At 40.6% G+C, this 25,397-nt stretch carries 22 protein-coding genes; 9 read left to right on the top strand and 13 right to left on the bottom strand.

The features are described from left to right. Positions 1 to 48: 48 nt before the first annotated feature. Complete coding sequence (locus NSS76_RS04895) at positions 49 to 1,431, bottom strand: hemolysin family protein (RefSeq protein WP_341081055.1); 1,383 nt, start codon at positions 1,429 to 1,431, stop codon at positions 49 to 51. A gap of 337 nt (positions 1,432 to 1,768) precedes the next feature. Between NSS76_RS04895 and NSS76_RS04890 the strand changes: the two genes are divergently transcribed. Continuing rightward, entirely contained in the window at positions 1,769 to 2,209 is a 441-nt protein-coding gene (locus tag NSS76_RS04890; RefSeq protein WP_073204506.1) for a MerR family transcriptional regulator, read from the top strand. 58 nt (positions 2,210 to 2,267) lie between these two features. Continuing rightward, complete coding sequence (locus NSS76_RS04885; RefSeq protein WP_151039222.1) at positions 2,268 to 3,599, top strand: hemolysin family protein; 1,332 nt, start codon at positions 2,268 to 2,270, stop codon at positions 3,597 to 3,599. 246 nt (positions 3,600 to 3,845) lie between these two features. On the opposite strand, the gene NSS76_RS04880 is transcribed toward NSS76_RS04885, so the two are convergent. Further along, positions 3,846 to 4,448, bottom strand: a complete 603-nt coding sequence (locus NSS76_RS04880) for a lysophospholipid acyltransferase family protein (protein ID WP_270125582.1) — start codon at positions 4,446 to 4,448, stop codon at positions 3,846 to 3,848. A gap of 371 nt (positions 4,449 to 4,819) precedes the next feature. Between NSS76_RS04880 and NSS76_RS04875 the strand changes: the two genes are divergently transcribed. Genes NSS76_RS04875 through NSS76_RS04865 form a run of 3 tightly spaced genes read left to right on the top strand, consistent with a single transcriptional unit; the run spans position 4,820 to position 6,640 of the window. Next, positions 4,820 to 5,311 (top strand): sigma-70 family RNA polymerase sigma factor, encoded by a 492-nt coding sequence (locus NSS76_RS04875; RefSeq protein WP_024425287.1) that lies wholly within the window; start codon positions 4,820 to 4,822, stop codon positions 5,309 to 5,311. After that, a complete protein-coding gene (locus tag NSS76_RS04870) occupies positions 5,304 to 6,362 on the top strand; it encodes an anti-sigma factor (RefSeq protein WP_024426591.1) in 1,059 nt (352 codons plus the stop codon). The genes NSS76_RS04875 and NSS76_RS04870 overlap by 8 nt, the downstream gene beginning before the upstream one ends. Then, positions 6,350 to 6,640: a hypothetical protein gene (locus NSS76_RS04865; RefSeq protein WP_024425288.1), complete on the top strand. Its 291-nt coding sequence runs from the start codon at positions 6,350 to 6,352 to the stop codon at positions 6,638 to 6,640. Before NSS76_RS04870 ends, NSS76_RS04865 begins: the two co-directional genes overlap by 13 nt. 64 nt (positions 6,641 to 6,704) lie before the next feature. Here NSS76_RS04865 and NSS76_RS04860 read toward each other — a convergent pair whose 3' ends face one another. After that, positions 6,705 to 8,105: an amino acid permease gene (locus NSS76_RS04860; protein ID WP_044333781.1), complete on the bottom strand. Its 1,401-nt coding sequence runs from the start codon at positions 8,103 to 8,105 to the stop codon at positions 6,705 to 6,707. Between the two features lie 452 nt (positions 8,106 to 8,557). After that, a complete protein-coding gene (locus NSS76_RS04855; protein WP_024426592.1) occupies positions 8,558 to 9,388 on the bottom strand; it encodes a C40 family peptidase in 831 nt (276 codons plus the stop codon). A gap of 353 nt (positions 9,389 to 9,741) precedes the next feature. Between NSS76_RS04855 and NSS76_RS04850 the strand changes: the two genes are divergently transcribed. Continuing rightward, on the top strand, positions 9,742 to 11,106 hold the full coding sequence (locus tag NSS76_RS04850) for an alkaline phosphatase (RefSeq protein WP_024425291.1): 1,365 nt from the start codon (positions 9,742 to 9,744) through the stop codon (positions 11,104 to 11,106). A gap of 47 nt (positions 11,107 to 11,153) precedes the next feature. Here the strand turns inward: NSS76_RS04850 and NSS76_RS04845 are convergent, their stop codons facing one another. Both NSS76_RS04845 and NSS76_RS04840 read right to left on the bottom strand, forming a co-directional pair. After that, positions 11,154 to 12,575 (bottom strand): SpoVR family protein, encoded by a 1,422-nt coding sequence (locus NSS76_RS04845; protein WP_370880851.1) that lies wholly within the window; start codon positions 12,573 to 12,575, stop codon positions 11,154 to 11,156. Between the two features lie 67 nt (positions 12,576 to 12,642). Beyond that, positions 12,643 to 13,842 (bottom strand): globin domain-containing protein, encoded by a 1,200-nt coding sequence (locus NSS76_RS04840; RefSeq protein ID WP_024425293.1) that lies wholly within the window; start codon positions 13,840 to 13,842, stop codon positions 12,643 to 12,645. Positions 13,843 to 14,025: 183 nt separating this feature from the next. Between NSS76_RS04840 and NSS76_RS04835 the strand changes: the two genes are divergently transcribed. Both NSS76_RS04835 and NSS76_RS04830 read left to right on the top strand, forming a co-directional pair. After that, positions 14,026 to 14,457 carry an Rrf2 family transcriptional regulator gene (locus NSS76_RS04835; RefSeq protein ID WP_024425294.1) on the top strand — a complete coding sequence of 144 codons (432 nt, stop codon included), beginning with the start codon at positions 14,026 to 14,028 and terminating at the stop codon, positions 14,455 to 14,457. A gap of 159 nt (positions 14,458 to 14,616) precedes the next feature. After that, on the top strand, positions 14,617 to 16,092 hold the full coding sequence (locus NSS76_RS04830) for a catalase (protein ID WP_024425295.1): 1,476 nt from the start codon (positions 14,617 to 14,619) through the stop codon (positions 16,090 to 16,092). 111 nt (positions 16,093 to 16,203) lie between these two features. Here the strand turns inward: NSS76_RS04830 and NSS76_RS04825 are convergent, their stop codons facing one another. Further along, entirely contained in the window at positions 16,204 to 16,524 is a 321-nt protein-coding gene (locus NSS76_RS04825; RefSeq protein ID WP_374756292.1) for a YqzG/YhdC family protein, read from the bottom strand. Between the two features lie 191 nt (positions 16,525 to 16,715). On the opposite strand from NSS76_RS04825, the gene NSS76_RS04820 reads away from it, so the two are divergent. After that, positions 16,716 to 16,964, top strand: coding sequence for a YhdB family protein (locus NSS76_RS04820; RefSeq protein WP_024425297.1), 249 nt, complete (start codon positions 16,716 to 16,718; stop codon positions 16,962 to 16,964). Between the two features lie 413 nt (positions 16,965 to 17,377). Here NSS76_RS04820 and NSS76_RS04815 read toward each other — a convergent pair whose 3' ends face one another. The 6 genes from NSS76_RS04815 to NSS76_RS04790 all read right to left on the bottom strand — a co-directional run bounded on the left by NSS76_RS04815 (position 17,378) and on the right by NSS76_RS04790 (position 25,394). Next, positions 17,378 to 18,028 (bottom strand): response regulator, encoded by a 651-nt coding sequence (locus NSS76_RS04815; protein ID WP_024425298.1) that lies wholly within the window; start codon positions 18,026 to 18,028, stop codon positions 17,378 to 17,380. Then, positions 18,025 to 19,170, bottom strand: a complete 1,146-nt coding sequence (locus tag NSS76_RS04810; RefSeq protein ID WP_341081033.1) for a GAF domain-containing sensor histidine kinase — start codon at positions 19,168 to 19,170, stop codon at positions 18,025 to 18,027. The genes NSS76_RS04815 and NSS76_RS04810 overlap by 4 nt, the downstream gene beginning before the upstream one ends. 155 nt (positions 19,171 to 19,325) lie before the next feature. Then, a complete protein-coding gene (locus NSS76_RS04805; protein WP_341081030.1) occupies positions 19,326 to 21,071 on the bottom strand; it encodes a phospho-sugar mutase in 1,746 nt (581 codons plus the stop codon). Between the two features lie 194 nt (positions 21,072 to 21,265). Further along, a complete protein-coding gene (glpD, locus tag NSS76_RS04800; protein ID WP_024426602.1) occupies positions 21,266 to 22,927 on the bottom strand; it encodes a glycerol-3-phosphate dehydrogenase in 1,662 nt (553 codons plus the stop codon). 139 nt (positions 22,928 to 23,066) lie between these two features. Beyond that, a complete protein-coding gene (glpK, locus tag NSS76_RS04795) occupies positions 23,067 to 24,563 on the bottom strand; it encodes a glycerol kinase GlpK (RefSeq protein WP_024425302.1) in 1,497 nt (498 codons plus the stop codon). Between the two features lie 15 nt (positions 24,564 to 24,578). Further along, positions 24,579 to 25,394 carry an MIP/aquaporin family protein gene (locus tag NSS76_RS04790; protein WP_024425303.1) on the bottom strand — a complete coding sequence of 272 codons (816 nt, stop codon included), beginning with the start codon at positions 25,392 to 25,394 and terminating at the stop codon, positions 24,579 to 24,581. Positions 25,395 to 25,397: the final 3 nt, after the last annotated feature.

Raw genomic sequence — 25,397 nt, 5'->3', positions numbered from 1 at the left:
GAACATACATTCGTGCAAAAGAGACTAAATACCTAAAAAACCTTGAGCTTATTTTTCGCTCAAGGTCATTTCGTTTACTAGCAGCGGCTCCTTTATATCAAGTCCAGTGCGTGTACTGCTTTTTTCTGACGTTGTGACGCCTTTTTTCAAATCGATCTTTTTAACGTAGCGTCCATCCATTTCCAGCACTTTCATTCGAATATCATCAAGATAGACGGATTGTCCTTCTCTGATATCAATATTCTCTTTTAAGATGAGTCCGCCGATTGTATCAATTTCCTCATCATGATAAGAGATCTCGATCAAATCTTGAACTTCATCTAATCTCACTTTGCCATCTAAAACATAATGATGATCGGCTCTTTTTTGAATAACTGGCTGTTCATCTTCATCGAATTCATCTCGAATATCTCCGACAATCTCTTCTAAAATATCTTCCGTTGTGACAAGTCCAGACGTTCCGCCATATTCGTCAGTTAAGATCGCCATATGCATTCTATCACGCTGCATCTTGACGAGAAGCTCTTGAATAGGAATCGTGTCGATAACCTCAATCACTGGATATATATAATCTTGAATTTTCAGTTGATCTTTTTCACCTTGATACACAAGATCTGCAAAGAGCTGCTTTTTGTTCAGCATGCCGATGACATGGTCTTTATCTCCTGAAAACACAGGGAAACGTGTATACTTTTCCTGCGTCATGATGGCGAGGATATCATCTAACGGCATATCTTCTGGAATCGCACAAATTTCTCTCCGCGGTACCATGATCTCTCTGGCAATTCGATTATCGAAATCGAAAATCTTGTTCATATAATTATATTCTGATGGGTTGATTTCCCCATTTTTTAAGCTCTCAGATAATAAAATCTTCAATTCCTCTTCAGAATGGGAATGTTCTTTTTCAGACCCCATATCGATGCCCATCATTTTAGTTAGCAGACGTGCTGATCCGTTTAACACATAAATGAAAGGGAACATAAGGATATAAAATGCATGCAGCGGGCCTGACAGCCATAGCGTCATTTTTTCCGCCTTTTGAATGGCAAGCGTTTTTGGTGCAAGCTCACCTACAACTACATGCAAAAAGGTAATAATAGAGAACGCAAGTGTTGCTGAGATCAGGCTGATTGCTGAATCAGGAATGCTTGTCAAACCAAAACCTCGAACCAAAAGTTCTTTCACAGCCGGCTTACCAATCCACCCTAAACCAAGGGATGTCACTGTAATACCGAGCTGACAGGCTGACAAATATTCATCTAGCCTTGATGTCACCTTTTTCGCCATGATGGCCTTTTTGGACCCTTCGGCAACAAGCTGATTAATTCTTGAACTTCTCACCTTTACTATGGCAAATTCAGATGCAACAAAGAAAGCTGTTAAAGCAATCAAAACACCGACTATACTCAGATTAACAATATCGTCCATTTAACCTTGCTCTTTCTTAGAAGAACAAGGAGTCACCTCCTGATTGATGATGTTATGTTTTGCAAAACGGTTAACTGATTAAATAAGACGACTTTGAGGGCCCCACTTAACCACCTCCGGTTCACGTAAAATTCCGCCTCTCTACATATATATGAAACGGTATTCATTTTATCTTACCATAAATAATCTGAAAATTCCTGTATCATCATGCTGTTTTTGACATGACTGACTAAATCGAGGGAAATCCTCCTCTGTTTCTTCTTATTGGCAGGAAATATGAACAATTAACTTGTGTTTCAGACTAGAATTATATTAAACTATTTTCATAAACTATAACGTGACGGTTAGGAGGAGATGTTCAGATGGGGCTGAGAAAAAGTATCGTATTGGTGAACTAGCACAGATTGCACAGGTGACGAAACGAACTGTAGATTATTATACAAATCTAGGTTTGCTTTCGCCTGTTAGATCTTGCTCAAATTATCGTTATTACGATGAATATGCTTTAAAACGATTACAATTAATCGTTCTTTGCAAACAGCAGAGATTGGCTCTTTCTGACATCAAATCCAGATTAGATGAACAATTCCCTTCTCAAAAGGAAGATTATGATGAACTTGTCCATTTAACCTCTGATATCGATCGGATGAATGAGCATATGGACCGCATTTTGGCACGTTGTAAGCAGCTTCAGCCAGAACAACGTGAAAAACTAAAAGAGCAGCTTACTCCTGAAAAAATGACGGCTGTCCAATCATTTTTACTGCTGTTAAGTTAAAATTTTTACTAAACAGGAGGTGTTACCTTCGTTCTCAAAGTCAGAACGAAGGCCTTAATTGGACATAGTTAATTTACTCATAGTTGCTTTACTTATAGCTTTAACCGCGTTTTTCGTTGCATCAGAGTTTGCGATCATTCGCTTAAGAAGCTCAAGAATTGATCAGTTAATCGCAGAAGGTAATAAAACAGCAGTTGCTGTCAAGCATGTAACGACTCACCTTGATGAGTACCTATCAGCCTGTCAGCTTGGTATTACCATTACCGCCCTTGGTATTGGTTGGTTAGGGGAAGAAACAATTGCACATATGCTTGCGCCGCTCTTTGTAGAGCTGTCCATTCCTCAATCAGCTAGTTCTATTGTCACTTTTATTATTGCGTTTAGTATCATGACGTTTTTACACGTTGTCGTTGGAGAGCTTGCACCAAAAACACTCGCCATTCAAAAGGCGGAGCAAGTATCTCTTCTATTTGCTAGACCACTGATGATCTTTTACAAAGTGATGTTCCCGTTCATTTGGGTATTAAATGGTTCTGCTCGTTTGTTAACAAAAGCGTTTGGTCTTCAGCAAGTATCTGAGCATGACATGGCGCACTCTGAAGAAGAATTGCGGATTATTTTATCAGAGAGCTATAAGAGCGGCGAGATTAACCAGTCTGAATTCAAATATGTAAATAAAATTTTCGAATTTGATGACCGTCTGGCGAAAGAAATTATGATTCCTCGTACCGAAGTTGTCAGCTTTCCGTATGATATTACCATTGAGGAAATGCTGAAGGTAACAAAGGTAGAGAAATATACACGTTATCCAATTGAAGATGGCGACAAAGACAACATTATCGGTGTTCTCAATATTAAAGAGGTTCTCACTGCCTGCATTAGCGGTGAGTGCTCTACAAGCGATACGATCGAAAAGTTTGTCAATCCGATTATTCATGTGATTGAAACGGTTCCTGTTCATGATTTACTGCTCAAAATGCAGCGTGAACGTGTACACATGGCCATTTTATCAGATGAATATGGCGGTACAGCAGGTCTTGTGACCGTTGAAGACATCCTTGAAGAAATCGTTGGTGAAATTCGTGATGAGTTCGACATTGATGAAATCAATGAAGTACGTAAACTTGGAGAAGACCATTACATCTTTGATGGGAAGGTCCTTGTTGATCAAGTCAACCTGCTATTAGGTACACAGCTTGATAATGAAGAGGTCGACACAATCGGCGGCTGGTTCCTTACTCAGAAATATGAAGTCGAGAAAAATGACGCCATTCGTGAACAAGGCTATGAATTTATCATTAATGAAGTCGATGGACACCATGTGGCATACATCGAGGTAAAAAAGTTAAATGAACAATTATTAGAAGCAGCTGAAGAAGGCGCTTCGTAACAAAAAACGCCCACTTGCTTAAGCAAGTGGGCGTTTCACATTGTGGACAAAGGGCTAAAATGATTTTTATTTTAGCCCTTTGTCTTCTTTTTCAGCGTGATAGAAAACCTTTGAAGTCTAGGAAGGACGAGTACCGGAGCGGAGCGAATTGAGCATTCGTGAGCACCGGCACGCAGGACTGACACCGAATGCGAGGGTTTGTCTACACGCTGAAACGACCCTTGCCTAAGCAAGCGGTCGTTTTTCTTATGCCTTTTCCATTAATTGAGCTTCTAGCTCTTTGATTCTTGTGTTTAATACTTCTGTCATGGCACCTAATCTTTCTTTTGGCGACAGATGGTCAAATTCAGACAGCTCAATCGGTTCACCGATGATTAAGCGCATTTTCCCTTTTTTGAAAAGACTTTTCGCATTTGAAGGTCCTTTGTATGCGGCTGGAACAATTGGCGCTTTACCGAGCTGCGCAATGGTAACCGCCCCTCTTTTTAGAGGAACATCCTCTGTTGTACGTGTTCCGCTTGGAAAAATCCCAACGATCTTTCCCTCTTTTAATAATTTAATGGGCGTTTTAATACTGCTTGGCCCAGGATTCTCTCGATCAACAGGAAAGGCATGAATCTTTTTTAAAAATCCACCGATCCATTTATTTGCAAACAATTCTTTTTTCGCCATGTAGTGGATCTCAAACGGAAGAATTCCTGCGCCTAATGCAAGAACATCCACAAAACCCTCATGTGTACAAGCAATGACAAAACCCCGATCAGTTGGCAGATTCTCTTTTTGATATACTTTGATTCCACCTCGGAGACCAAATAATAGTTTGACGGTATAGCCTGAAAATTTATACATAGTGCACTTCCTTTGTTTGAAGAATGAAGGATTTGTCTCTATTATAACAAATTTTTTATTACCTGGTACTAAAAATTTGTATACAGTCCAATCCTCCCTATTTTTTTCGTTTAAAAATGAACGTTCTGCCTGTATTCAAGCACCAGGTTTTAGGGGAGAATAGAATAGGAATTGTGTCCAATTTTGTCGTTTTTCGATGTTTTTTCCTGATTTGTTCTATTGAAAATACTTTATAAATGATGCAAATTTCGCTATGATAAGGAGAAATGATTTTGATTCGGCGAAAGAAATGAGTAATGTACGGTAATGAGAAGTTTCGTGCAACTTTATGCCTTTCTTATGCGTGTATAACATAGAGGGGAGAAAAATCAGTGACGATCGATGAAATTTATCAAATGTATATGAACGATGTTTACAGGTTTCTGCTCTCCATGACAAAAGACAAACATTTGGCAGAAGACTTATTGCAGGAAACCTTTATGCGTGCGTATATACATATTCATTCCTACGACCATAGCAAAGTGAAACCTTGGTTATTTCAGGTGGCACGAAATGCTTTTATTGATTATGTCAGGAAACATAAAAAAGAAGTGACCATATCGGATGACCTCATTGGCGGTCTTTTACAAACGTCTGTACAAAGCCCTGCTGAACAGGTTGAAATAAAGGAAGTCCTTACCATGTATTTAGAGCAGCTTCCAGATAACTACAAGGAAGCGTTGACATTGTATTATTTAAAAGAACTAAATTACAAGGAAGCATCCAAGGTCATGAATATTACTGAAGCAAATTTCAAAAGTGTTTTATTTCGTGCAAGGCAGCGCCTAAAAGCACTTTACAACAGAGGTGTTAATGATGAATGAAGAGTTTAACAAGCGATGGGAACAATATAATAATGGTGAGATGAATGAGGAAGAAATGATAGCGTTTGAGGAAGAGCTTGAAGAAAACGAAAAACGCTTAAGCCAGGAACTGAACGACTCGGATTGGACAGATTTTTCCATCAGTCCTGAGAAGCAAAAAGCCATTCTACAATACGGAAAAAGAAAGTCATATTTACGTATTTCCGTACTTGCTGTCATATCGACACTCATTATTTTACCGCTTTGTACATTAGGAAGTTATTTATATTACGGCGTTGGCGGAGCCGAGAGCAAAGGCAATCACTTCATGGAAACAGCCGCTGTCACCGTCGCTTTGACCAAACCAAACGTGGCCATTGATATGAAGGATTTAAAAGGTCAGGTCAAGCTTTTTGGGATGAACACCGAATTGAAGCTGCAAAAGCAAATTGGCAATAAAACAGAAGCCATTGGCAGTGAACAAATCGAGATGTTTTTCGATAAATTAAAGCAGCCTACTATCTCTTATTATGGTGACAGCGCACGCGAAACGGAGGGTTTCTTTACCCATCCTTCGGCGCAGGCAGATGCCTCAAAAAAACAAACACTCACTACGTTAGACAAACTTCCTGAAGGAACAGTAAGTGAAGTGTATGTATCCTATGACAGAGCTTACACACCAAAGGATATTTATTCCTTTGCTAAAAAATATGATATGAAAGTGCTGTGGAATGCGATTAAAACAGAGGATTCATTAAGTGGAAATCAGCGGCCAATCGGCTTTCCTGGGAAGGACTCTGAATTTTTAAAAGAGCTTCAGCACACATCAAAAACTGAGGTAGATCAATTCAAAGATGCCCTTGCTTATGTTAATCAGCACCCGACATGGGCAACAACGATCTCTGGCAGACCTGATCTTGATCTGTCTAATCGTATACGCTATATCGATCAAAATGGCGTCACCGTTTATGGCTCTGTGGTCACTGGACCTTCTAAAGAAATTGAGAAATTTGTAAAGACAAAACGCATTAAAACGGCAAAAGTGAGCGAGGTGGAATTATGGAATTGGTAAGAATTTTTAAAGAGCATAATGTATTTGGCTGGATTTCTGTCGGCACAGCGATATTATCCCTGCTCATGCTAAACCTCGCCATTATCAGCAACGTGACATTTTATTCTTTTCAAATGCTTCCTTTTGCAATGGCCGCAGTTCCATTTGGCATTATTGAACTGTTCATTAAAAAAGGTCGTACGGGTCCAGGTTTCCTCGGTGTCGTACTGAATATCTTTGTTATTGTTTGTGTCTATGCCATCGTATCAATCGATGTCGATCTTCAGTTAGGTTTTTAATCAACACTCAAAAGCAAAAGCCCGTGTTACTTGACTAATGCCAAGCAGCACGGGCTTTTTTCATTTACTTTTTATTCAATTCTGAATGCTTTCTTGAATATAAGAAATACACAACCAGCCCAATGGCAAGCCAGATTAAGAAACGAACAAAGGTGATTGCACCAAGCTTATAAATGAGCAATCCGCAAGATAGAATAGCTAAGATTGGAATGAGCGGAACTGCTGGGCATCTGAAAGCTCGTGGTAAGTCCGGCTGCGTTTTTCTCATCACAATGACCGCCACTGAAATCAAAATGAATGCTGAAAGTGTCCCGATGTTCACTAGGCTTGCCAGCTCATCAAGTGGAATAAATCCACCCATTAATGCTGACAATGTACCGAAGAACAGTGTATTGATGTAAGGAGTTTTATGCTTTGGGTGAACTTTTGATAATACCTTTGGCACCAAGCCATCACGAGACATAGCAAACATCACGCGTGTCTGGCCGTACAGCATGACAAGCATTACGGTTGTCATCCCTAGAATCGCTCCGACATCCACAATACCAGCCACCCAGTTTTGTCCGGCTACTTGTAAAACGAGAGACACTGGATGTGATACTCCTTCAAAATTCATGAAAGGAACAATGCCCGTCATAATCGCACTAACAATGACATAAAGCAGTGTACAAATCAATAAGGAAGTAATAATCCCTCTAGGCAGGTTGCGTGATGGATTTTTTGTCTCCTCTGCCGCAGAAGCAACTGCATCAAACCCGATAAATGCAAAGAATACTAGGGCTGCTGCACTTAAGACCCCTGATGTCCCAAATGGTACGAATGGTGTCCAGTTTTCAGGTTTTACATATTTCACAGCGACTAAAATAAAGAGCAGAATCACAGCAATTTTCATAATAACCATGATGTTATTTACTCGTTTTGATTCTTTAATACCAAAGTACAGCAGGAAGGTGATGACCATTAAAATAATAAATGCTGGAAGATTAAAATATGTCACTTGCCCCTTTAAACCACCTGGTGCTGCTGTTAACTCAACTGGTATATGAATCCCTATCCCATTTAAAAATGACACAAAATAGCCTGACCAGCCCGCTGAAACGGCACTAGCGGCCAACATATATTCTAATATTAAATCCCAGCCAATGATAAACGCTAGAAATTCCCCCATTGATGCGTACGTAAATGTATACACAGACCCTGATACAGGCACTGTGGAAGCAAATTCCGCATATGACAGTGCTGCAAACAAACAAGCAAGACCTGCGATGACAAATGATAGCACAAGTCCTGGCCCCGCAGTGACGGCTCCTGTACCTGTTAGAACAAATATCCCTGTCCCGATTATGGCTCCAATGCCAAGCATGGTTAAATCAAATGAACCCAATTCCTTTTTTAATGCTTTTTCCCCTTGTGTTGCCGCAATGAGCTCTGAAATGCTCTTTTTTCTAAACAACGAATTGCTCATACCATCACTCCCAAAACTTAGTATCAGTCTAAAGACGCCACATTCATATAATTCACAATATTTTCTGAATATTTAGATTAAATTTAGCACAATAAATTGGTGGCGTAAAATTATTATATATGAAAATTAAAAAATGAAAACACTTTTTTTAAAAATAGAGTGAAAATTCTTATATATCAACGAAAATATTGTCAATAAAACGGTTAGATTTTCTTCAATCCTTATTCAATTGATAGTTTGTCTCCCTCTATTTATTATACAACATGGAAGATTATATTTTTTTCATATACTTATTATTCAACAAAAATAAGACCCTTTTTTTTAAAAGCGGGTCCACAATTATGTTATTTTAAAGTCTTTAGACTGATAGTGATCTATGAGAAAAGACCAGTTCCGCGGCACAAATGATATATGAAAAAAGAGACTGCTTCATAGCAGTCTCTTAAAATGAATTAGTTTACAAATGTTTTCGCTCCAAGATAAATAGGCTTCCAATAGCTTGATGTCATATCACTGATCGTTACACCGTCAGAAGCAGCATGGATAAACTTATTGTTCCCAAGGTAGACACCCATGTGAGATGGACCCGATTTATACGTTGTAAAGAAGACAAAATCTCCAGCCTTTGGTTTGGATACACTTTTCATCGATCCCCAGAAACCTTCAGTTGTTTGTCTTGAAATCTTTTTTTGTTTGTTAATGATATACCACATAAATCCGCTGCAATCAAAGCCCTTCGGTGTCGTTCCACCCCATCTATATGGAGTACCGTTTTGCGCTTTAGCATCTGCTATAAGCTTAGACGTGTTTAAGGAAGAAGTAGAGACTGTTTTTTCTTTCACAGGTTTCGTCTTTACTTTAGACGTCTTTTTCACCTTTAGCTTTTGCCCGATTTTAATGAGGTCTGTTTTAAGTTTATTTAACGATTTCAGCTCTTTCACAGTCATCCCGTATTTTTTGCCAATCTTAGATAATGTATCACCTTTGACAACTTTATGAGTGGCAGTTGCTGAAGCCGTTTTTACTTTTGTTGTTGTTTTTGATGTCTTCACTGCTTTTTTCGAAGAAGTGCCATTCACTTTTAAGGTTTGTCCAACATAAATCACGTTAGATTTCAGCTTATTGTCTGATTTAATTTTGCTCACGCTTGTTTTGTATCTTTTCGCTAGAACAGAAAGAGAGTCACCTTTTTGAACTTTTACTGATTGTGCTGAGGCAGCTCCGGCAAATAATGTCGTCCCAAGTAGAACTGCACTTGCAGCTGTGATCAATTGTTTTTTCATTTGTTCCTCCTGTATGTATCTATCTGATCCGAATTTTTATCTACTCCCTATTATAAGGATCAAATACCAGAAGAAATAGTCTTGACTTCCTACGACATTATGCTTATTAATTCGGCAAAATTTATTTTTTTTTAGGGTTCTTTTTATTTCATTTTTATTACACAATCATGACAAAATAATCGCATCTTGTCATGGATAAATGATACATTCATTTCTCTTTTTGGTTCATTCTATGTAAAGTGGACCTTTACAATTTTAAAGTGAACTTTACGGTGCTGTAAAAAGGAATCCACACTTCTGCTCTACCATTGTAAACGTAAGAGCGATACATAAACAATGAGGAGGCAAAATGAATGAGTGTGTTGAAAAGCTCGAAAACGAAAATCGCTGCAGTGGCAGCAGCATCTGTGCTATCGATTGGCATTTTTTCAGGGATTGAATTTGGACAAGCTGACAAAGCTGAGGCTAAAAAGAAGCCGAAAAATGACGTGCAAAATGTGATCGTGCTGATTGGAGATGGCATGGGAACACCTTATCTTTCAACTTACCGCTCATTTAAACACAACGGTGACCTTTCAAAGCAAACAGCGTTTGACCCTTACCTCACTGGCATGCACAAAACATACCCTGACGACTCTAAAAATAACATTACCGATTCAGCAGCAGCTGGTACAGCCATGGCAACTGGTAAAAAGACATACAACAATGCCATTGGTGTAAACAAAAACGGCAAAAAACTAAAAACCGTTTTAGAAGAAGCCAAACGAAAAGGAAAATCGACGGGTCTTGTCGTGACATCTGAATTAACAAATGCTACGCCTGCTGCGTATGCCGCTCACGATGTGTCTAGGAAAAACACTGCAGCCATCGCCGATGACTTCTTCGATGAGAAAATCGGAAAACAGCATACAGTCGATGTCATGCTTGGCGGAGGACTTGTCGACTTTGTCCGAAAGGATCGTGATCTGACGAAGGAATTCAGACAAGCCGGTTATGATTATGTCACCAATAAAGCCGCCTTACAAAAAAACAAAAATGAAAAAGTGTTAGGCATTTTTGCCGATGGAGGTCTCGATAAAGCCATTGATCGTGATCAAACGACCCCTTCCCTGCAAGACATGACATCCTCAGCCATCAAACAGCTGTCTAAAAACAAAAAAGGATTTTTCCTTATGGTCGAAGGCAGTCAAATTGACTGGGCTGGACATGATCATGATATTGTCAGTGCGATGAGTGAAATGAAGGATTTTGAAAAAGCATTTGAAGAAGCGATTCGTTTTGCGAAAAAGGATAAAAACACGTTAGTCATCACGACCGCGGATCATTCAACTGGCGGACTTTCCTTTGGAGCAGATGGTTCAGGCAGCTGGGATTACAAACCGGTAAAAGCAGCGAAAAAAACGCCTGACTTTATCGCAAACAAAATCGTCAGCGGCATGCCTGTCGAGTCAGCCCTGAAACAATATATCAATCTTGATTTCACAAAAGAAGAAATAGCATCTATTCAAAAGGCCGCTGAAACAAAGGATACTGTTAAAATTGATGATGCGATTGAAGAAGTGATCAATACAAGGTCACATACAGGCTGGACAACATCTGGTCATACCGGTGATGAAGTTCCATTCTTTGCGTATGGCCCAACAAGCCAGCAGCTAAAAGGTCTAATGGAAAATACCGATCAAGCAAAACACATTTTCAAACTCCTGAAAAACCAATAAAATGGACAAAAAAGATGTCTGCTAAGAGACATCTTTTTTGGTCTTTTTCATGCAAGATATTTCCTATGAACCCCTTTTCCATCATAAGAAAACATCACTTCTTTTCCTTCAAGAACGGACTCGATATGCACACTTCTTCCCCACAGCTGATATAAATACGGAAGGACTTTTTCTAAGTATTTCAGATCAAGTTCAATGCCTTCATACCAATGCTTGATATAAAGTTCGTTATTTTTTAAATAGTCGCCATCGATCACGGTCAAATACGGAAAGCCGCCATTCACTCTCATACTGACTAACTGATCACGAACCGCCTTCCATTCTTTATCAATGACTTTATAGTCCCTCCCCTGCTTTTGAAACAAGTACAAATCTTCTCTCATCACAAGGTCTTTCGTTAAGTAGTTTCGAATAAAGGAAATATCTGACTCAATTTCTCTGACTTCAAACATTTTACTGCGGCCAGATCCTTCTGTGACCCCTGCTTTTTTTAATTCTTCACACGGGTTGTTATAGCGCTCTTCGATATCTTCAAAAATCTTCAGCCCTAAATAGTAAGGATTGATGCCTGTTTTAGATGGCTGCACCACACCTGCATTTAATTTCGCAAACTCTATCGATTCACTTGAATCCAAATCAAGCTCCCGCATAATCCGCTGGTGCCAATACGATGCCCAGCCTTCATTCATAATCTTTGTTTCCAACTGCGGCCAAAAATAGAGCATTTCTTCTCTCAGCATGGTAAGGACATCCCGCTGCCACGGCTCCAGCTCGCGGGAATGCGCCTCAATAAAGAGTAAAAGATCCTTTTCCGGCTTTGGCGGAAACTGCTTAACAGTTTTCTTTTTCTCACGCGTTTTCGGCTCATCCATTCCCCACAAATCATCATATGGCGTTTGACGTTTTGGTTTATCATCTTCACTTTCTTCATCGTCCATATTCCAGCTTAATTTTGATCGAACAAGAGATGGATCAATATGCTCTTGGATAGCCAATACGGCATCTAAAAAGGACTCGACTTCTTTTGTTCCATGGATATGCTCATATTCTTTGATCCGCTCTGCCGCTGCTGACATACTTTCGACCATATCTCGTTTTGTGTTTTGGAAACGGCAATTATTTTTGAAGAAATCACAGTGTGCCAATACATGAGCCACAATTAATTTATTTTGAACGAGCGTATTGTTATCAAGTAGAAAGGCGTAGCAAGGATTTGAATTGATGACCAGTTCATAAATTTTGCTTAACCCTAAATCATAATGAAGCTTCATTTTATGAAATTGCTTTCCAAAGCTCCAGTGGCTGAATCGTGTTGGCATTCCATATGCACCGAACGTATAAATAATTTCCGCGGGACAGATTTCATACCTCATCGGATAAAAATCTAGACCAAATCCTTCTGCAATCTCTGTAATTTCATCAATCGCTCTTTGTAAAAGACGTTTTTCAGATACGCTCAAGGAAACCATCCCTCCTCATCGGACTTATCCCTACTATATGAGCGTATGTAAAAAAACATGATGTTCCGCCAATCGTTTAGACGACTTCTATTTCTTTCGTGGATTGCCCGCCGAATGCTTCGAAATGAATATGGTGTGCTGGAATTCCCAGCTCTTTTAGATGATGAATGATCTCCTGTGTAAACACCGGGGAACCGCATAGATAAAATTGGCCTTTCCCTTCTCCGATTACCGATTGAAGAAATGGACGGTCAATGCGGGAAGCCGCTTTCTCAACAAGTTCACCCTTTCCAGACTGCGGAAATTGTTCGTTACATAGGATGATGCGTCCATAGGAAGCTGAAGCTAGAACGCGTTCAAACTCATTTTCAAAAGCGATGACATCCTCTAATCGATCTGCATGAATCATCGTGAATGTCTGGCTGTTTTGTGCGGCAGTTTTCACTAAACCAATCATTGGAGTGACACCAGACCCAGCACTGATGAAATAAACAGGCTCTTTTATGTCATCTTGCAAACAGAACATTCCCTGCGGCATACTCACTTGAAGAACGTCCCCTTCTTCCATTTCATCATGCAAAAATGTAGACACATGACCGTCACGCTTCACTGTAATACGATAATAAGATGGATGATGCTCGTCTGATAAGCTGTATTGTCTGCTGCACATATAGGCTTCTCCTGGCATATCTGCCTGAACCGTAATGTATTGGCCTGCTTTATACATTGGCAGCTCTGATTCATCTTCTGGTACTAAATAAAAAGAGATAAGCGAAGGAGATTCTTGCTTCTTTTTCTTAATTACAAACGGCTTCACATCTGCCCATCCGCCTGTCTGTTTCACATTTTTATCCATCATTTCTGCTTCTATGGTCATGAAAATATTCGCAATGATGTCATATGCAGCTTTCCAAGCTAATAAAGTGGCATCTTCTTCTCTTAAACCAAACACCTCTTTCATCGCTTCAATCAGGTGATATCCGACAATTGGGTATTGTTCTTTTTTGACCATGACACTGACATGCTTATGGGCAATTTGTTTGACCGCAGGAAGTAATTCCTCTAATCGATCGATGTGCAGTGCAGCTTGATATAGTGTCGCAGCAAGTGCCTCTGGCTGACTTCCGTTCATCAGATTTGTTTTATTAAATTGATTGAGCAGCTCCGGGTGCTGGCGAATCATATTTTGATAAAAAACAGTGACAAGCTTGGTTCCCTCGGCTTTTAGTAGAGGAGCTGATTGCTTTATTGCATTCATTTGATCTTTAGATAACATCGTCATTCCTTCTTTCAAAAGAAGTATTTTAAATACATCTTTATCGTAATAGATGACAGTCTCTAAAAGCAATATTTATAATACATGTTTTAAATGTTGTCACATTTTACACTTTCTCGAACAGTTTTTGTCTAAAATGTGTTACGATGATACAAAACTCTATTAGGTTTAGAGGTCGTCAAAATGAAACTTACGAATTACACAGATTTCTCATTAAGGGTACTCATTTATTTAGCTTCGAGAGAAAATAATGAACTGTCAAATATTCAGCAGATCGCCGATGTTTATGGCATTTCTAAAAATCATCTGACGAAGGTGATTTATCATCTTGGAAAACGCGGGTATGTGGAAACAATTCGCGGAAGAAATGGCGGGATCAGGCTTGGAAAAAGCCCAGAAAGCATCAATATTGGAGAGGTTGTCCGTTATACAGAGGATGATTTAGTCATGGTTGAATGCTTTGATCCAAAGAAAAACAGCTGCATCATCTCCCCAATTTGTTCATTAAAGCATGTACTTCATGAAGCACTCACTGCTTATTTAAGCGTTCTAGACCGATACACACTAAACGATTTAACACAAAACAAAGATGCTCTTAGAGAGCTCCTGCTTTAAGGCGAAAGAATTTATTCTTTCGTCTTTTTCTTTACCTTCTTGTAATAATAATTTATTTAAAATTATTATAAATAAATATTGACTATCATGTTTGATTCAATATAATTAGGGTATATAGATTGCTAGAAAACACTTTTTTGTTTACAGGAGGAGAAAAGAATGACAAATTCAAATCATAAAAATTTGACAACGAACCAAGGCGTGCCTGTTGGCGATAACCAAAACTCAAGAACAGCTGGTCACCGCGGACCTACCTTTCTTGATGATTACCATTTGATTGAAAAACTCGCACACTTTGATCGTGAACGTATTCCAGAGCGCGTCGTTCATGCAAGAGGCGCCGGCGCTTACGGTGTGTTTGAAGTAGAAAACAGCATGGAGAAACATACAAAAGCAGCTTTCTTAAGTGAAGAAGGAAAACAAACAGACGTTTTTGTTCGCTTCTCTACCGTTATTCATCCGAAAGGTTCACCTGAAACATTGCGTGACCCGCGCGGATTTGCTGTCAAATTTTATACAGAAGAAGGCAACTATGATCTCGTTGGTAACAACTTGCCGATCTTCTTTATTCGTGATGCATTGAAATTCCCTGATATGGTTCACTCTCTCAAGCCAGATCCTGTAACCAATATTCAAGATCCTGACCGTTATTGGGATTTTATGACCTTAACGCCTGAATCCACTCATATGCTCACATGGCTTTTCTCTGACGAAGGAATCCCTGCAAGCTACGCTGAAATGCGCGGTTCTGGTGTGCATACATTTAGATGGGTGAACAAATACGGCGAAGCAAAATATGTGAAATATCACTGGAGACCTTCTGAAGGTATTCGCAACTTATCTATGGAAGAAGCAGCGGAAATTCAAGCAAACGATTTCCAGCATGCGACAAGAGATTTATATGACCGCATTGAAAAAGGCAACTTCCCAGCATGGGACTTATATGTTCAGCTTATGCCGCTTAGCGATTATGATGACCTTGATTATGATCCATGTGACCCAACAAAAACGTGGAGCGAGGAAGATTACCCGCTTCAAAAAGTAGGACGCATGACACTCAACCGCAATCCTGAGAACTTCTTTGCTGAAACAGAACAGTCTGCTTTCACGCCAAGTGCATTTGTTCCAGGAATTGAGGCATCTGAAGATAAACTACTTCAAGGCCGTCTGTTCTCATATCCTGATACGCAGCGCCACCGTCTTGGTGCGAACTACATGCGCATTCCGGTTAACTGCCCTTATGCACCTGTACACAATAACCAGCAGGATGGCTTTATGACAACGACTCGTCCAAGCGGTCATATTAACTATGAACCAAACCGTTATGCCGATCAGCCAAAAGAAAACCCTCACTACAAAGAAAGTGAGCCAGTTCTTCACGGTGACCGTATGGTGAGACAAAAAATTGAAAAACCGAACGATTTCAAACAAGCTGGAGAAAAATATCGAAGCTACTCTGAAGAAGAGAAACAAGCATTGATTAAAAACCTAACAGCTGATTTGAAAGATGTTAATGACCAAACAAAATTACTTGCAATCTGCAACTTCTATCGTGCCGATGAAGATTACGGCCAGCGATTAGCAGATTCACTTGGTGTGGATATTCGTGCTTATCTTCAAGGTAGCATGAAGTAATTCCATTTCGAAAAAAAATTGTTGGACAAAGGGCTAAAATGATCTTTATTTTAGCCCTTTGTCTTTTTTGACTGAACGCCTCAAGCACCCTTTACAAAAAAAGGGGCTTTTTTATAATCGAAACACGTTAATACTAATCAAATGACCGGTCACCGGATGAAAATAAATTTCTGCATGTGCGGCAAAGCGAGTTGAGCCTTCCTTTACAGTGACGCGAAACACATCTTTTGTCTGCTCATCATTCACTTCTGTACGGCCAATGTAATGATAATCGTTTAAAGCGGCACCTTTATATTCATCTTTCAGCGCTGTGTACGCAAGTCTTTCCCAATTTTCAAACGGCTGCACCGCTGCTTTTGATGCAGGATGAATCATCAAACTGCCAAGCAAAACGATTCCTGCTGCAATAAGCATCCACCATTTCGGCTGCATGATATCATTGAACTCACTTTCATATATGTTTTGTTTAGGTTTAGCTGGCCGGTCCTTTTTCATACATGAAGCAATTATTCAGCCTATAATTCCCGGTACACGATTGATGCGGACACCAACTTTTCCCCTGAAAAAGTCGATATGATCCGAGCAAACTAATGAGGACTTCTCAAGGGAAAGGAGAAGGTTTAATGAATGTGGCGGATTATGATAAAGCACTTTATTATACGCATCGCTCGCAATGGGATAATTTACTTATTCTTATGGTACGTACGCAAGATGATTTGCTCTCGAAACGTATTGAGCATTTCTTACATGCGTATCAATTTAACCGGAACGATGCAGATGTTGAAAAATGTTTATATGGGCTCCTGCAGTACATTGACCATGCTTCAGAGGCTGCTGCCGCTGAAGTTTATTCACAACCGATGTACACATAAAGAAAAAGGGCTAAAATGAATTTTTTTAGCCCTTCCCTTTTCCATACAATTAGCAGTGCGCTGTGATGGGAAACATAAAGTGGCTGACATGAAATAGACGGAAGCGTTAGAGATAATGTATGGACCGCAAGCTTATTAAAGCTCTAATTTGTCATCCTAACGAAAATCACTTACTAATTCATATGCCTCCACTTGATCCACATTCACCTTTGATTGACCAGCTCATCACCTCCTTTAAAATAAAAAAAGACTTGATGAGCATACTCTCATCAAGTCTTTTATTTGTTTTTCTATTAGAAATTAGGCTGTTCATGCTTTTCTTTTTACGCAAAAGGGCACGTCAAATAACCAACATCTGTGCTCTTTTTTATTCAATTCATTGAATTGAATGTGCGCTTAAAAGTTTTAGTCTGTCATAGCAGCTCTTTTGGCTGATTTTTTTGATAATCCACTGCATACAGAGCCGCTTGGGTTCGATCTGCCAGCTCTAATTTTGATAATACATGGGATACGTGCGTTTTGACAGTCTTTTCAGAAATAAACAGCGATGAGGCAATTTCTTTGTTGCTTTTGCCTTTTGCAATCTCAAATAAGACATCTCGCTCTCTATTGGTGAGCTCTTTCATCAATGCCCATTTCTGCTCTTTTGGCTCTGTCAGATGCTGCACAAGAAAGGTCGTGATATGACCATCTAACTGATAGGTGCCATTTTGCACTTCAATCATGGTCGAAAGCAGCTTTTCTGGTGCCACATCCTTTAATTGATAGGCCTTCGCCCCTGCTTGAATGGCGGGGATAACATAATCTTTATCCGCATAGCTTGTCAGGATCACAATGCGGGAGTCCGGCATTTCCAGCGTCATTTGTTTCGTTGCCTCAATGCCATTCATTACAGGCATAGACAAATCCATTAAGACAATGTCAGGCCGGGTTTCTCTGACAACCTCTAATGCCTCTTGCCCATTGGACGCCTCACCAACGATGTCCACATCAGACTGTGTCTGCAAGAAAAACACAAGCCCTTTTCTCACAATATGATGATCATCTGCAATGACAACCCTCATGACGATCCCTTCCTTTCTTGTGAAAATGGCACTTTTACATGAATCGTAGTTCCTTTACCTAACTCTGAATGGATACAAAATGTACCATCTGCTCTTCGGATGCGGTCAGACATCCCTTTTAGCCCAAGTGAAGGAAGGCTCATCTGCTCGTCATATTGAAAACCTTTTCCGTGGTCAATGATTTTCATCTCCAACATGTCTTTTGATTGCTCAAGCTTGACCTCGACTTCTTCTACTTCCGCATGTTTTTGACAGTTATTCAGCGCTTCTTGACATACCCGAAACAAAGTTTCATTGTGAGAATGATCCATTTCTATACAGCCTGATAAAGATAAAGTGCAGCGTAATCCTAAAAGCTGTGCATACTCTTCAATTGCTGTCGTAAACCCCTTTTCAAGGCCTCTTGGTCTCAGCTGCCAAATGAGTGACCGCATTTCAATCAGAGCGTCTTGTGACAAATGCTGAATAAAATCAATCATTTCCCCTAAATTCTGATCACTTGTCATTTGCCGTGCAGCCTTAGCCGTCAGACTCACAGAGAACAGCATTTGGTTGACAGAATCATGCAAGTCCTGTGCGAGCCGGTTTCTTTCTTCCAGAAGTGCGTGCTGCTGTTCATTTTGCACAAGCTTCATCCGCTGAATGGCGGTGCCAATTTGAAGTGCAATGCTTTCAAGCAAATTCAGCTCTTCTTGCGTAAACGTGACTTTTCCTTTTGCCGCCACATTTAATAAGCCGAACGTACGCTTACACGCTTTTAGCGGTACGGTCGCATGATGAGTAATTCCTTCTGTATCCCCAAGCTTTTCTTCTATTGCCGTTTCAATCCGTTTGCAATTAATAATATTTGTGGCTGATTGCAGTGAACCTTTTGTATATCGGTTGATGCAATAACAATCATTTTGACACATGAGCTGCTTTTGATGCTTTGCAAGTGCTTCAGGTAAGGAAACCTCTGCCATCAGTTCATATGACCCGTCTTTTTCTATAAAATAAATCCATGCTGAATGAAAGCCTGTGACATCCATCAGCATATGGAGCACTTCATGGAGCGTTTCTTTCATTTCCATGCCTTCATTAAGCTTTTCAGCAATTTCTTTTAACATTTTTAATGTTTCAACCTTCTCTTGGTATTCTCCCATACTGTTTACCCCCGGCATTTGCAGCCTTCACTTATTATTACGCTCATTATACCATGAGCCCCCTCGTCGCTCTTTCTCCAAAAGAATGATTTCTTCTCATCCTTTTGGCTGAGAAAAAGCCATCATGTATTCATACACGACGGCCTTGTCTTTCGTTATTTCGCTGTTTCTTCCACAATATCATAAACGACTTTCATCACTTCTTCTGACAAATGCTTTAGCTTTTCTTCACTATCTGTTAAAGACGTGCCTTTGACTGCAATATAAAATTTCACTTTAGGCTCAGTGCCAGAAGGTCTTAAGCAGAACCACGAACCATCCTCAAGGAAATATTTCAGCACATTTGATGCTGGCAGGTGAATGGTTTCCTCTTTCTTTTCAGCCACAAGTTGTCTTTGACTTGATTGATAATCCTCAATCACTGTGATGCGCTGCCCTGCGATGGCAGCTGGCGGATTTGTTCTAAAGGTATGAAGGATCGCTGAAATCTGCTCTGCTCCTTCTTTTCCTTTTAAGGTTAACGACTTTAATCCTTCCCGGTAAAATCCAAACTGCTTGAAAATATCGACAAGCGCATCGTACAAGGACTTGCCCTGCTTTTTATAGAAAGCAGCGACTTCAACGGCTAAAAGTGCCGCTTGCACCGCATCTTTATCTCGAGCAAAGTCACCAATCAAATAGCCATAGCTCTCTTCATAACCGAATTGAAACGTGTATTCTCCACTCTCTTCAAATTGCTTAATTTTTTCTCCAATAAATTTAAAGCCAGTGAGTGTGTCTATCGTGTCGGCACCAAAAGCTGATGCTACAGCGCGCCCAAGCTCACTTGTAACAATGGTTTTCATTACAACCGGACGAGGCGGCAATTGACCCAGCTTTTGTTTTTCAGACAATAAATAATGGAGCAGCAGAGCGCCTGTTTGGTTACCTGTTAAGACGGTAAATTCACCTTCGTGATCTCTGACCGCAATGCCTAACCTGTCAGCATCTGGGTCTGTGGCAATGAGGATATCGGCATTTTGTTTTTCGCCAAGCTTGATGGCGTACTCAAATGCGGCATGCTCCTCTGGATTCGGCGAGGTCACTGTTGAGAATTGTGGATCTGGTTTTTCCTGCTCAGGCACAACAGTGACATGCTGATATCCAAGAGCATGCAGCCCGTTTCTGACAGGGTGATTGGCTGTCCCATGAAGCGGAGTAAACACGACTTTGACATCGACCTCATGTGCCAGCTCAGGGTGCACACTAATGGTTTTTAATTTTTCAATATAAGCATGGTCGATTTCTTCTCCGATTATTTTGATCAGCCCTTGCTGTTTCAACGTTTCTTCAGAATCAACTGAAATCGACAGTTCATTTTCAATTGCATCTACTTCTTGAATGACTTGATCTGCTTCAGATGGAGGCAGCTGCCCGCCATCTTCACCATACACTTTATAGCCATTATATTCTGGTGGATTATGACTTGCTGTCACGACGATTCCAGCAAATGCATGCAGCTCTCGAACCGCAAAGGAGAGCTCTGGTGTCGGACGCAATTCATCAAATACATACGTTTGAATGCCTTGTGAAGCAAGGGTTTTGGCTGCTTCCATCGCAAATTCAGGCGATTTATGGCGTGAATCATATGCAATGGCGACGCCTCTATTTTTTGCATCCTCTCCATGTTTCGCAATATACGCAGCAAGACCTGCTGATGCTTTACGAACAGTGTACACATTCATTCGGTTCGTGCCTGCACCAATCTCACCGCGCATTCCTCCAGTGCCGAACTCAAGGTTTTTGTAGAAACAGTCTTCAAGTGCCTGGTGGTCATCTTGATGCGTCTCCAGCCATTCCTTTAGTTCAGTATCCAGGTGCTTCTCATTGATCCATCGCTCATAATTCGTCTTCCAACTCATGGTCGTCCTCCCCAGCTCTTATCATCAATAAAATAACATCTACTGTTATTTTATATGGAATCATCCTTTATGTCATGCTATATCATTAGCAGTTAGAAAAAATGTTGCACAAATAAAAAAAGCCGATACATGATCGGCTTTCAGATTGTTGACAAAGGGCTAAAATGATCTTGCTTTAACCCTTTGTCTTCTTTTTATTCAGCATCAAGCGGTACGACTGCTTCATGGAATAGTTGATCTAATTCTGTTTGATGTTTCTGTTTTGCTGCTTCATCCCAGCCAAAACGCTCTGCCATGTAGTCAACAACAGGCTGTGCGTATTTTTTTGCCCAGTTGATATTAAATAATAGGCTTCCTGTTCTTCTTAAAAAGAAATCAACAGGTGTTACAGCTAGTTCTTCTTCGATCGCATAGACAAGCTCTGCCAGCACATATGCTGGAATGTTTCGTTTGTCTGCTTCCCCTTGAAGCTGCTCTACTCGTTTGTAGACACTGCTGACGTTTGAACCATATTTTTCAGCTAGTTTTTGTGCAATCGGTTCTGTTAAACCAACAGATGCGCCTTCTGCTGTTTTCGCTTGAACAAAGGCTGCCATGTTTTTAGATCCGCCTACATGGCCGCCTGAGATTGGCATATGTTTTGTTTTACATGGTCCGTAATCTTTGCCCGTTTCCTGTTTCAATCCATCACGTACTAGATCGACAATATGCTCAGCCATTTTACGGTAGCCTGTTAATTTACCACCAGCAATGGTGATTAAGCCTGAAGATGATGTCCACACTTCATCCTTACGAGAAATTTCTGAAGGGTCTTTGCCCTCTTCATGAATGAGCGGACGAAGACCGGCCCAGTTCGATTCTACATCTTTTTCTGTAATATTGAGGTCAGGGAACATGTACTGAATCGCTTGGATGACATAGTCACGATCGGCTTTTGTCATACGCGGGTGTTCCAGCTGTTTTTTGTACACTGTATCTGTTGTTCCAACGTACGTTTTGCCTTCTCTTGGAATGGCAAAGACCATACGTTTATCAGGCGTGTCAAAGTAAATCGCTTGTTTTAATGGGAAGACCGATTGGTCAAATACTAAGTGAATTCCTTTTGTATGCTGTAAGTGTTTTCCTTCTTTTGAGTGGTCCTTGTCTCTCAGCTGATCTACCCATGGACCTGTCGCGTTGACGATCTTCTTCGCATACACATCATATGTTTTCTGCGTCATGACATCTTCAATGACAACACCAACCACTTTGCCTTTATCATAAATAAATTCTTTTACTTTCGCATAGTTGACCGCTTCCGCTCCGAATTTCACAGCCTCTTTCATGACTTCAATTGTGAGGCGTGCATCATCTGTACGGTATTCAACATAGTAGCCGCCGCCTTTTAAGCCGTCCTTTTTGACAAGCGGTTCTTTTTCAAGTGTTTCTTTCGCACTTAGCATGCTTCTGCGTTCGCTATGCTTTACGCCAGCTAAAAAGTCATACACTCTAAGTCCAATAGAGGTTGAAAACTTACCAAATGTCCCGCCTTTATGCATCGGAAGAAGCATCCATTCTGGCGTTGTCACATGAGGACCATTTTCGTATACAATGGCACGCTCTTTACCGACCTCTGCGACCATTTTCACTTCAAATTGTTTTAAATAACGAAGTCCGCCGTGCACTAGTTTCGTTGAGCGGCTAGACGTACCTGCTGCGAAATCCTGCATTTCTGCAAGACCGACACGCATTCCGCGTGAAGCCGCGTCAAGTGCTGTACCAGCGCCTGTTATACCCCCACCAATGATAAACACATCATATGGTTTTTTTGTCATTTCCTGCAGCATTTGTTCTCTTTCTAAGCTAGAAAAAGTCATCTCTTGTTCCTCCCATGTTGTACGGTAAAGAAAAAGAGACCGCAAACACCCAAAGCGTATTTCTACACTTCGGTGCCTGCGGTCTCTCCAGTTCTCCAACCGTTCTATTAACTTACTTGAAGTATACCATACTTTTGGTTTATTTGAAAGCTTGAGCTGCTTTTACAGCCTTTTTCCACCCGCTGTATAACGAGTCACGGCTGTCCTCTTCCATTTTAGGGTCAAAGCGCTTGTCAAGGTTCCATTGTTTTGCAATGTCTGAACGGTCGTTCCAGAAGCCAACTGCTATTCCCGCAAGATAGGCCGCACCGAGTGCCGTCGTTTCATTAATTTCTGGACGCTCTACTGGTACATCCAGCAAATCACTTTGGAAGCCCATTAAGAAATCATTCTTTACAGCTCCGCCATCCACACGCAAAGTTTTTAATGAGATGTTTGAATCCTTTTCCATCGCATCTAAAACATCCTTCGTTTGATAAGCAAGTGATTCTAACGTTGCACGGACAAAGTGCTCTTTAGAAGTACCGCGTGTTAATCCGAATACAGCGCCTCTGACATCACTGTCCCAGTATGGTGTGCCTAGACCAACAAATGCTGGAACGACATATACGCCATCTGTTGACTCAACGCGCTCCGCATAGGCTTCGCTGTCTTTTGAGTCTTTAAACATTCTCAGTCCATCGCGCAGCCACTGAATCGCTGAACCAGCTACGAAAATACTTCCTTCTAAAGCATATTCAACTTTACCGTCAATGCCCCATGCAATTGTCGTTAATAAACCATGATCCGACTTAATTGCTTTTTCCCCTGTATTCATCAACATGAAACATCCTGTGCCATACGTGTTCTTTGCCATTCCTTCTTCAAAGCAAGCCTGACCGAATAGTGCAGACTGCTGGTCTCCCGCGGCTCCTGCAATCGGGATATTTCTGCCGAAGAAGTGATAGTCTGTTGTTTCACCATAGATGTGTGAAGATGGTTTCACCTCTGGAAGCATAGAAGCAGGTACGCCAAGTATCTCAAGTAATTCTTCATCCCATTTCAGATCGTAAATGTTGAACATTAACGTTCTTGACGCGTTGGAGTAATCTGTGACGTGTGATTGACCACCTGTCATCTTCCAAATGAGCCATGTATCAATTGTGCCAAACAGCAAGTCGCCATTTTCTGCTTTCTCACGAGCACCTTCTACATTGTCTAAAATCCATTTTACTTTTGTCCCTGAGAAATAAGCATCAATGAGAAGACCTGTTTTATTTCTAAACGTTTCATTGTGTCCTTGCGCTTTTAACTCTTCACAAATGCCAGACGTTTGTCTAGACTGCCAAACAATTGCATTATAAACGGGTGCGCCTGTATGTTTATCCCAAACAACAGCTGTCTCACGCTGGTTCGTAATTCCGATACCGGCGATTTGATCTGCTTCAATGCCTGATTCAATTAAAGCAGTTGAAATGACGGATAGAACAGAGCTCCAAATTTCATTTGCATTATGTTCTACCCAGCCTGGGTTCGGAAAATATTGATTAAATTCCTTCTGAGCTGTATGTGCAATTTTGCCTTCTTGATCAAATAAGATCGCTCTTGAACTTGTTGTCCCTTGATCTAAAGCGAGAATATATTTTTCTTTTGCCATGGTGTTTTCCTCCCCTTACATACTTTCATTTACAGCATTTGTTTGATTTTTCGTAGAGACATAGAGTCCTAACAATACCACAACTAAAATAACGCTTACAATCCAAAAGGCTGGTGTGATGTTCGCTTTAAAAGCTGCATTGTAGAAAACACCGCCAAATGCGCCGCCTAAAATTGGACCAACGACTGGCACCCAAGCATACTTCCAATTCGATGGACCTTTACCTGGAATCGGCAGAATCGCATGTGCAATTCTCGGACCTAAATCACGTGCAGGATTAATTGCATAACCAGTGGTTCCACCTAAAGAAAGACCAATTGCGACAATTAAGAATCCAACAATCAGCGGATTGATTCCGTCTGCGAATTTATTTGCACCAATCGCTAAGATTCCTAGAACCAATACAAATGTACCGATGACTTCACTAAGTACGTTTGCAAAAGTATGCGGAATCGCAGGACCAGTTGAGAATACACCCAGCTTTGCACCTGGATCGTCTGTTGCTTTCCAGTGCGGTAAGTAATGTAAAAAGACAATAATAGCTCCTATTAATGCGCCAAGCATTTGGCCGGCAATATACATTGGTACATCAGCCCAAGGAAAACTTCCTTCTAGCGCAAGCCCAATTGTTAGTGCTGGATTCAAATGTGCTCCGCTGATTCCACCTGTTGCATAAGCTGCTATGGCTACTGCAAATCCCCATCCGAAAGCGATTACAATCCAGCCGGACTGATATGCGAGCGATTTCTTTAAATTGACTGCCGCACATACACCGCCTCCAAAAATAATGAGAAGCATTGTACCTACGACTTCACCCCAAAATGGTGTCATGAA

Origin of the sequence: Bacillus sp. FSL R5-0654 (assembly GCF_038008745.1) — a bacterium.
Taxonomy (GTDB): domain Bacteria; phylum Bacillota; class Bacilli; order Bacillales; family Bacillaceae; genus Bacillus; species Bacillus safensis.
The sequence above is the reverse complement of the archived record's forward strand: the minus strand, read 5'-3'. Positions and strand labels throughout refer to the sequence as shown.

Bases quoted from the DNA above. Each gene is read 5' to 3' on its own strand.
- NSS76_RS04880 (WP_270125582.1), bottom strand. From the start codon at position 4,448: ATGTATAAATTTTCAGGCTATACCGTCAAACTATTATTTGGTCTCCGA.
- NSS76_RS04855 (WP_024426592.1), bottom strand. From the start codon at position 9,388: ATGAAAAAACAATTGATCACAGCTGCAAGTGCAGTTCTACTTGGGACG.
- NSS76_RS04830 (WP_024425295.1), top strand. From the start codon at position 14,617: ATGACAAATTCAAATCATAAAAATTTGACAACGAACCAAGGCGTGCCT.
- NSS76_RS04810 (WP_341081033.1), bottom strand. From the start codon at position 19,170: ATGGGAGAATACCAAGAGAAGGTTGAAACATTAAAAATGTTAAAAGAA.
- NSS76_RS04815 (WP_024425298.1), bottom strand. From the start codon at position 18,028: ATGAGGGTTGTCATTGCAGATGATCATCATATTGTGAGAAAAGGGCTT.
- NSS76_RS04825 (WP_374756292.1), bottom strand. From the start codon at position 16,524: ATGCAGCCGAAATGGTGGATGCTTATTGCAGCAGGAATCGTTTTGCTT.
- NSS76_RS04835 (WP_024425294.1), top strand. From the start codon at position 14,026: ATGAAACTTACGAATTACACAGATTTCTCATTAAGGGTACTCATTTAT.
- NSS76_RS04840 (WP_024425293.1), bottom strand. From the start codon at position 13,842: ATGTTATCTAAAGATCAAATGAATGCAATAAAGCAATCAGCTCCTCTA.
- NSS76_RS04820 (WP_024425297.1), top strand. From the start codon at position 16,716: ATGAATGTGGCGGATTATGATAAAGCACTTTATTATACGCATCGCTCG.
- NSS76_RS04805 (WP_341081030.1), bottom strand. From the start codon at position 21,071: ATGAGTTGGAAGACGAATTATGAGCGATGGATCAATGAGAAGCACCTG.
- NSS76_RS04790 (WP_024425303.1), bottom strand. From the start codon at position 25,394: ATGACACCATTTTGGGGTGAAGTCGTAGGTACAATGCTTCTCATTATT.
- NSS76_RS04850 (WP_024425291.1), top strand. From the start codon at position 9,742: ATGAGTGTGTTGAAAAGCTCGAAAACGAAAATCGCTGCAGTGGCAGCA.
- glpD (WP_024426602.1), bottom strand. From the start codon at position 22,927: ATGACTTTTTCTAGCTTAGAAAGAGAACAAATGCTGCAGGAAATGACA.
- glpK (WP_024425302.1), bottom strand. From the start codon at position 24,563: ATGGCAAAAGAAAAATATATTCTCGCTTTAGATCAAGGGACAACAAGT.
- NSS76_RS04865 (WP_024425288.1), top strand. From the start codon at position 6,350: ATGGAATTGGTAAGAATTTTTAAAGAGCATAATGTATTTGGCTGGATT.
- NSS76_RS04870 (WP_024426591.1), top strand. From the start codon at position 5,304: ATGAATGAAGAGTTTAACAAGCGATGGGAACAATATAATAATGGTGAG.
- NSS76_RS04895 (WP_341081055.1), bottom strand. From the start codon at position 1,431: ATGGACGATATTGTTAATCTGAGTATAGTCGGTGTTTTGATTGCTTTA.
- NSS76_RS04845 (WP_370880851.1), bottom strand. From the start codon at position 12,575: ATGGTTTCCTTGAGCGTATCTGAAAAACGTCTTTTACAAAGAGCGATT.
- NSS76_RS04860 (WP_044333781.1), bottom strand. From the start codon at position 8,105: ATGAGCAATTCGTTGTTTAGAAAAAAGAGCATTTCAGAGCTCATTGCG.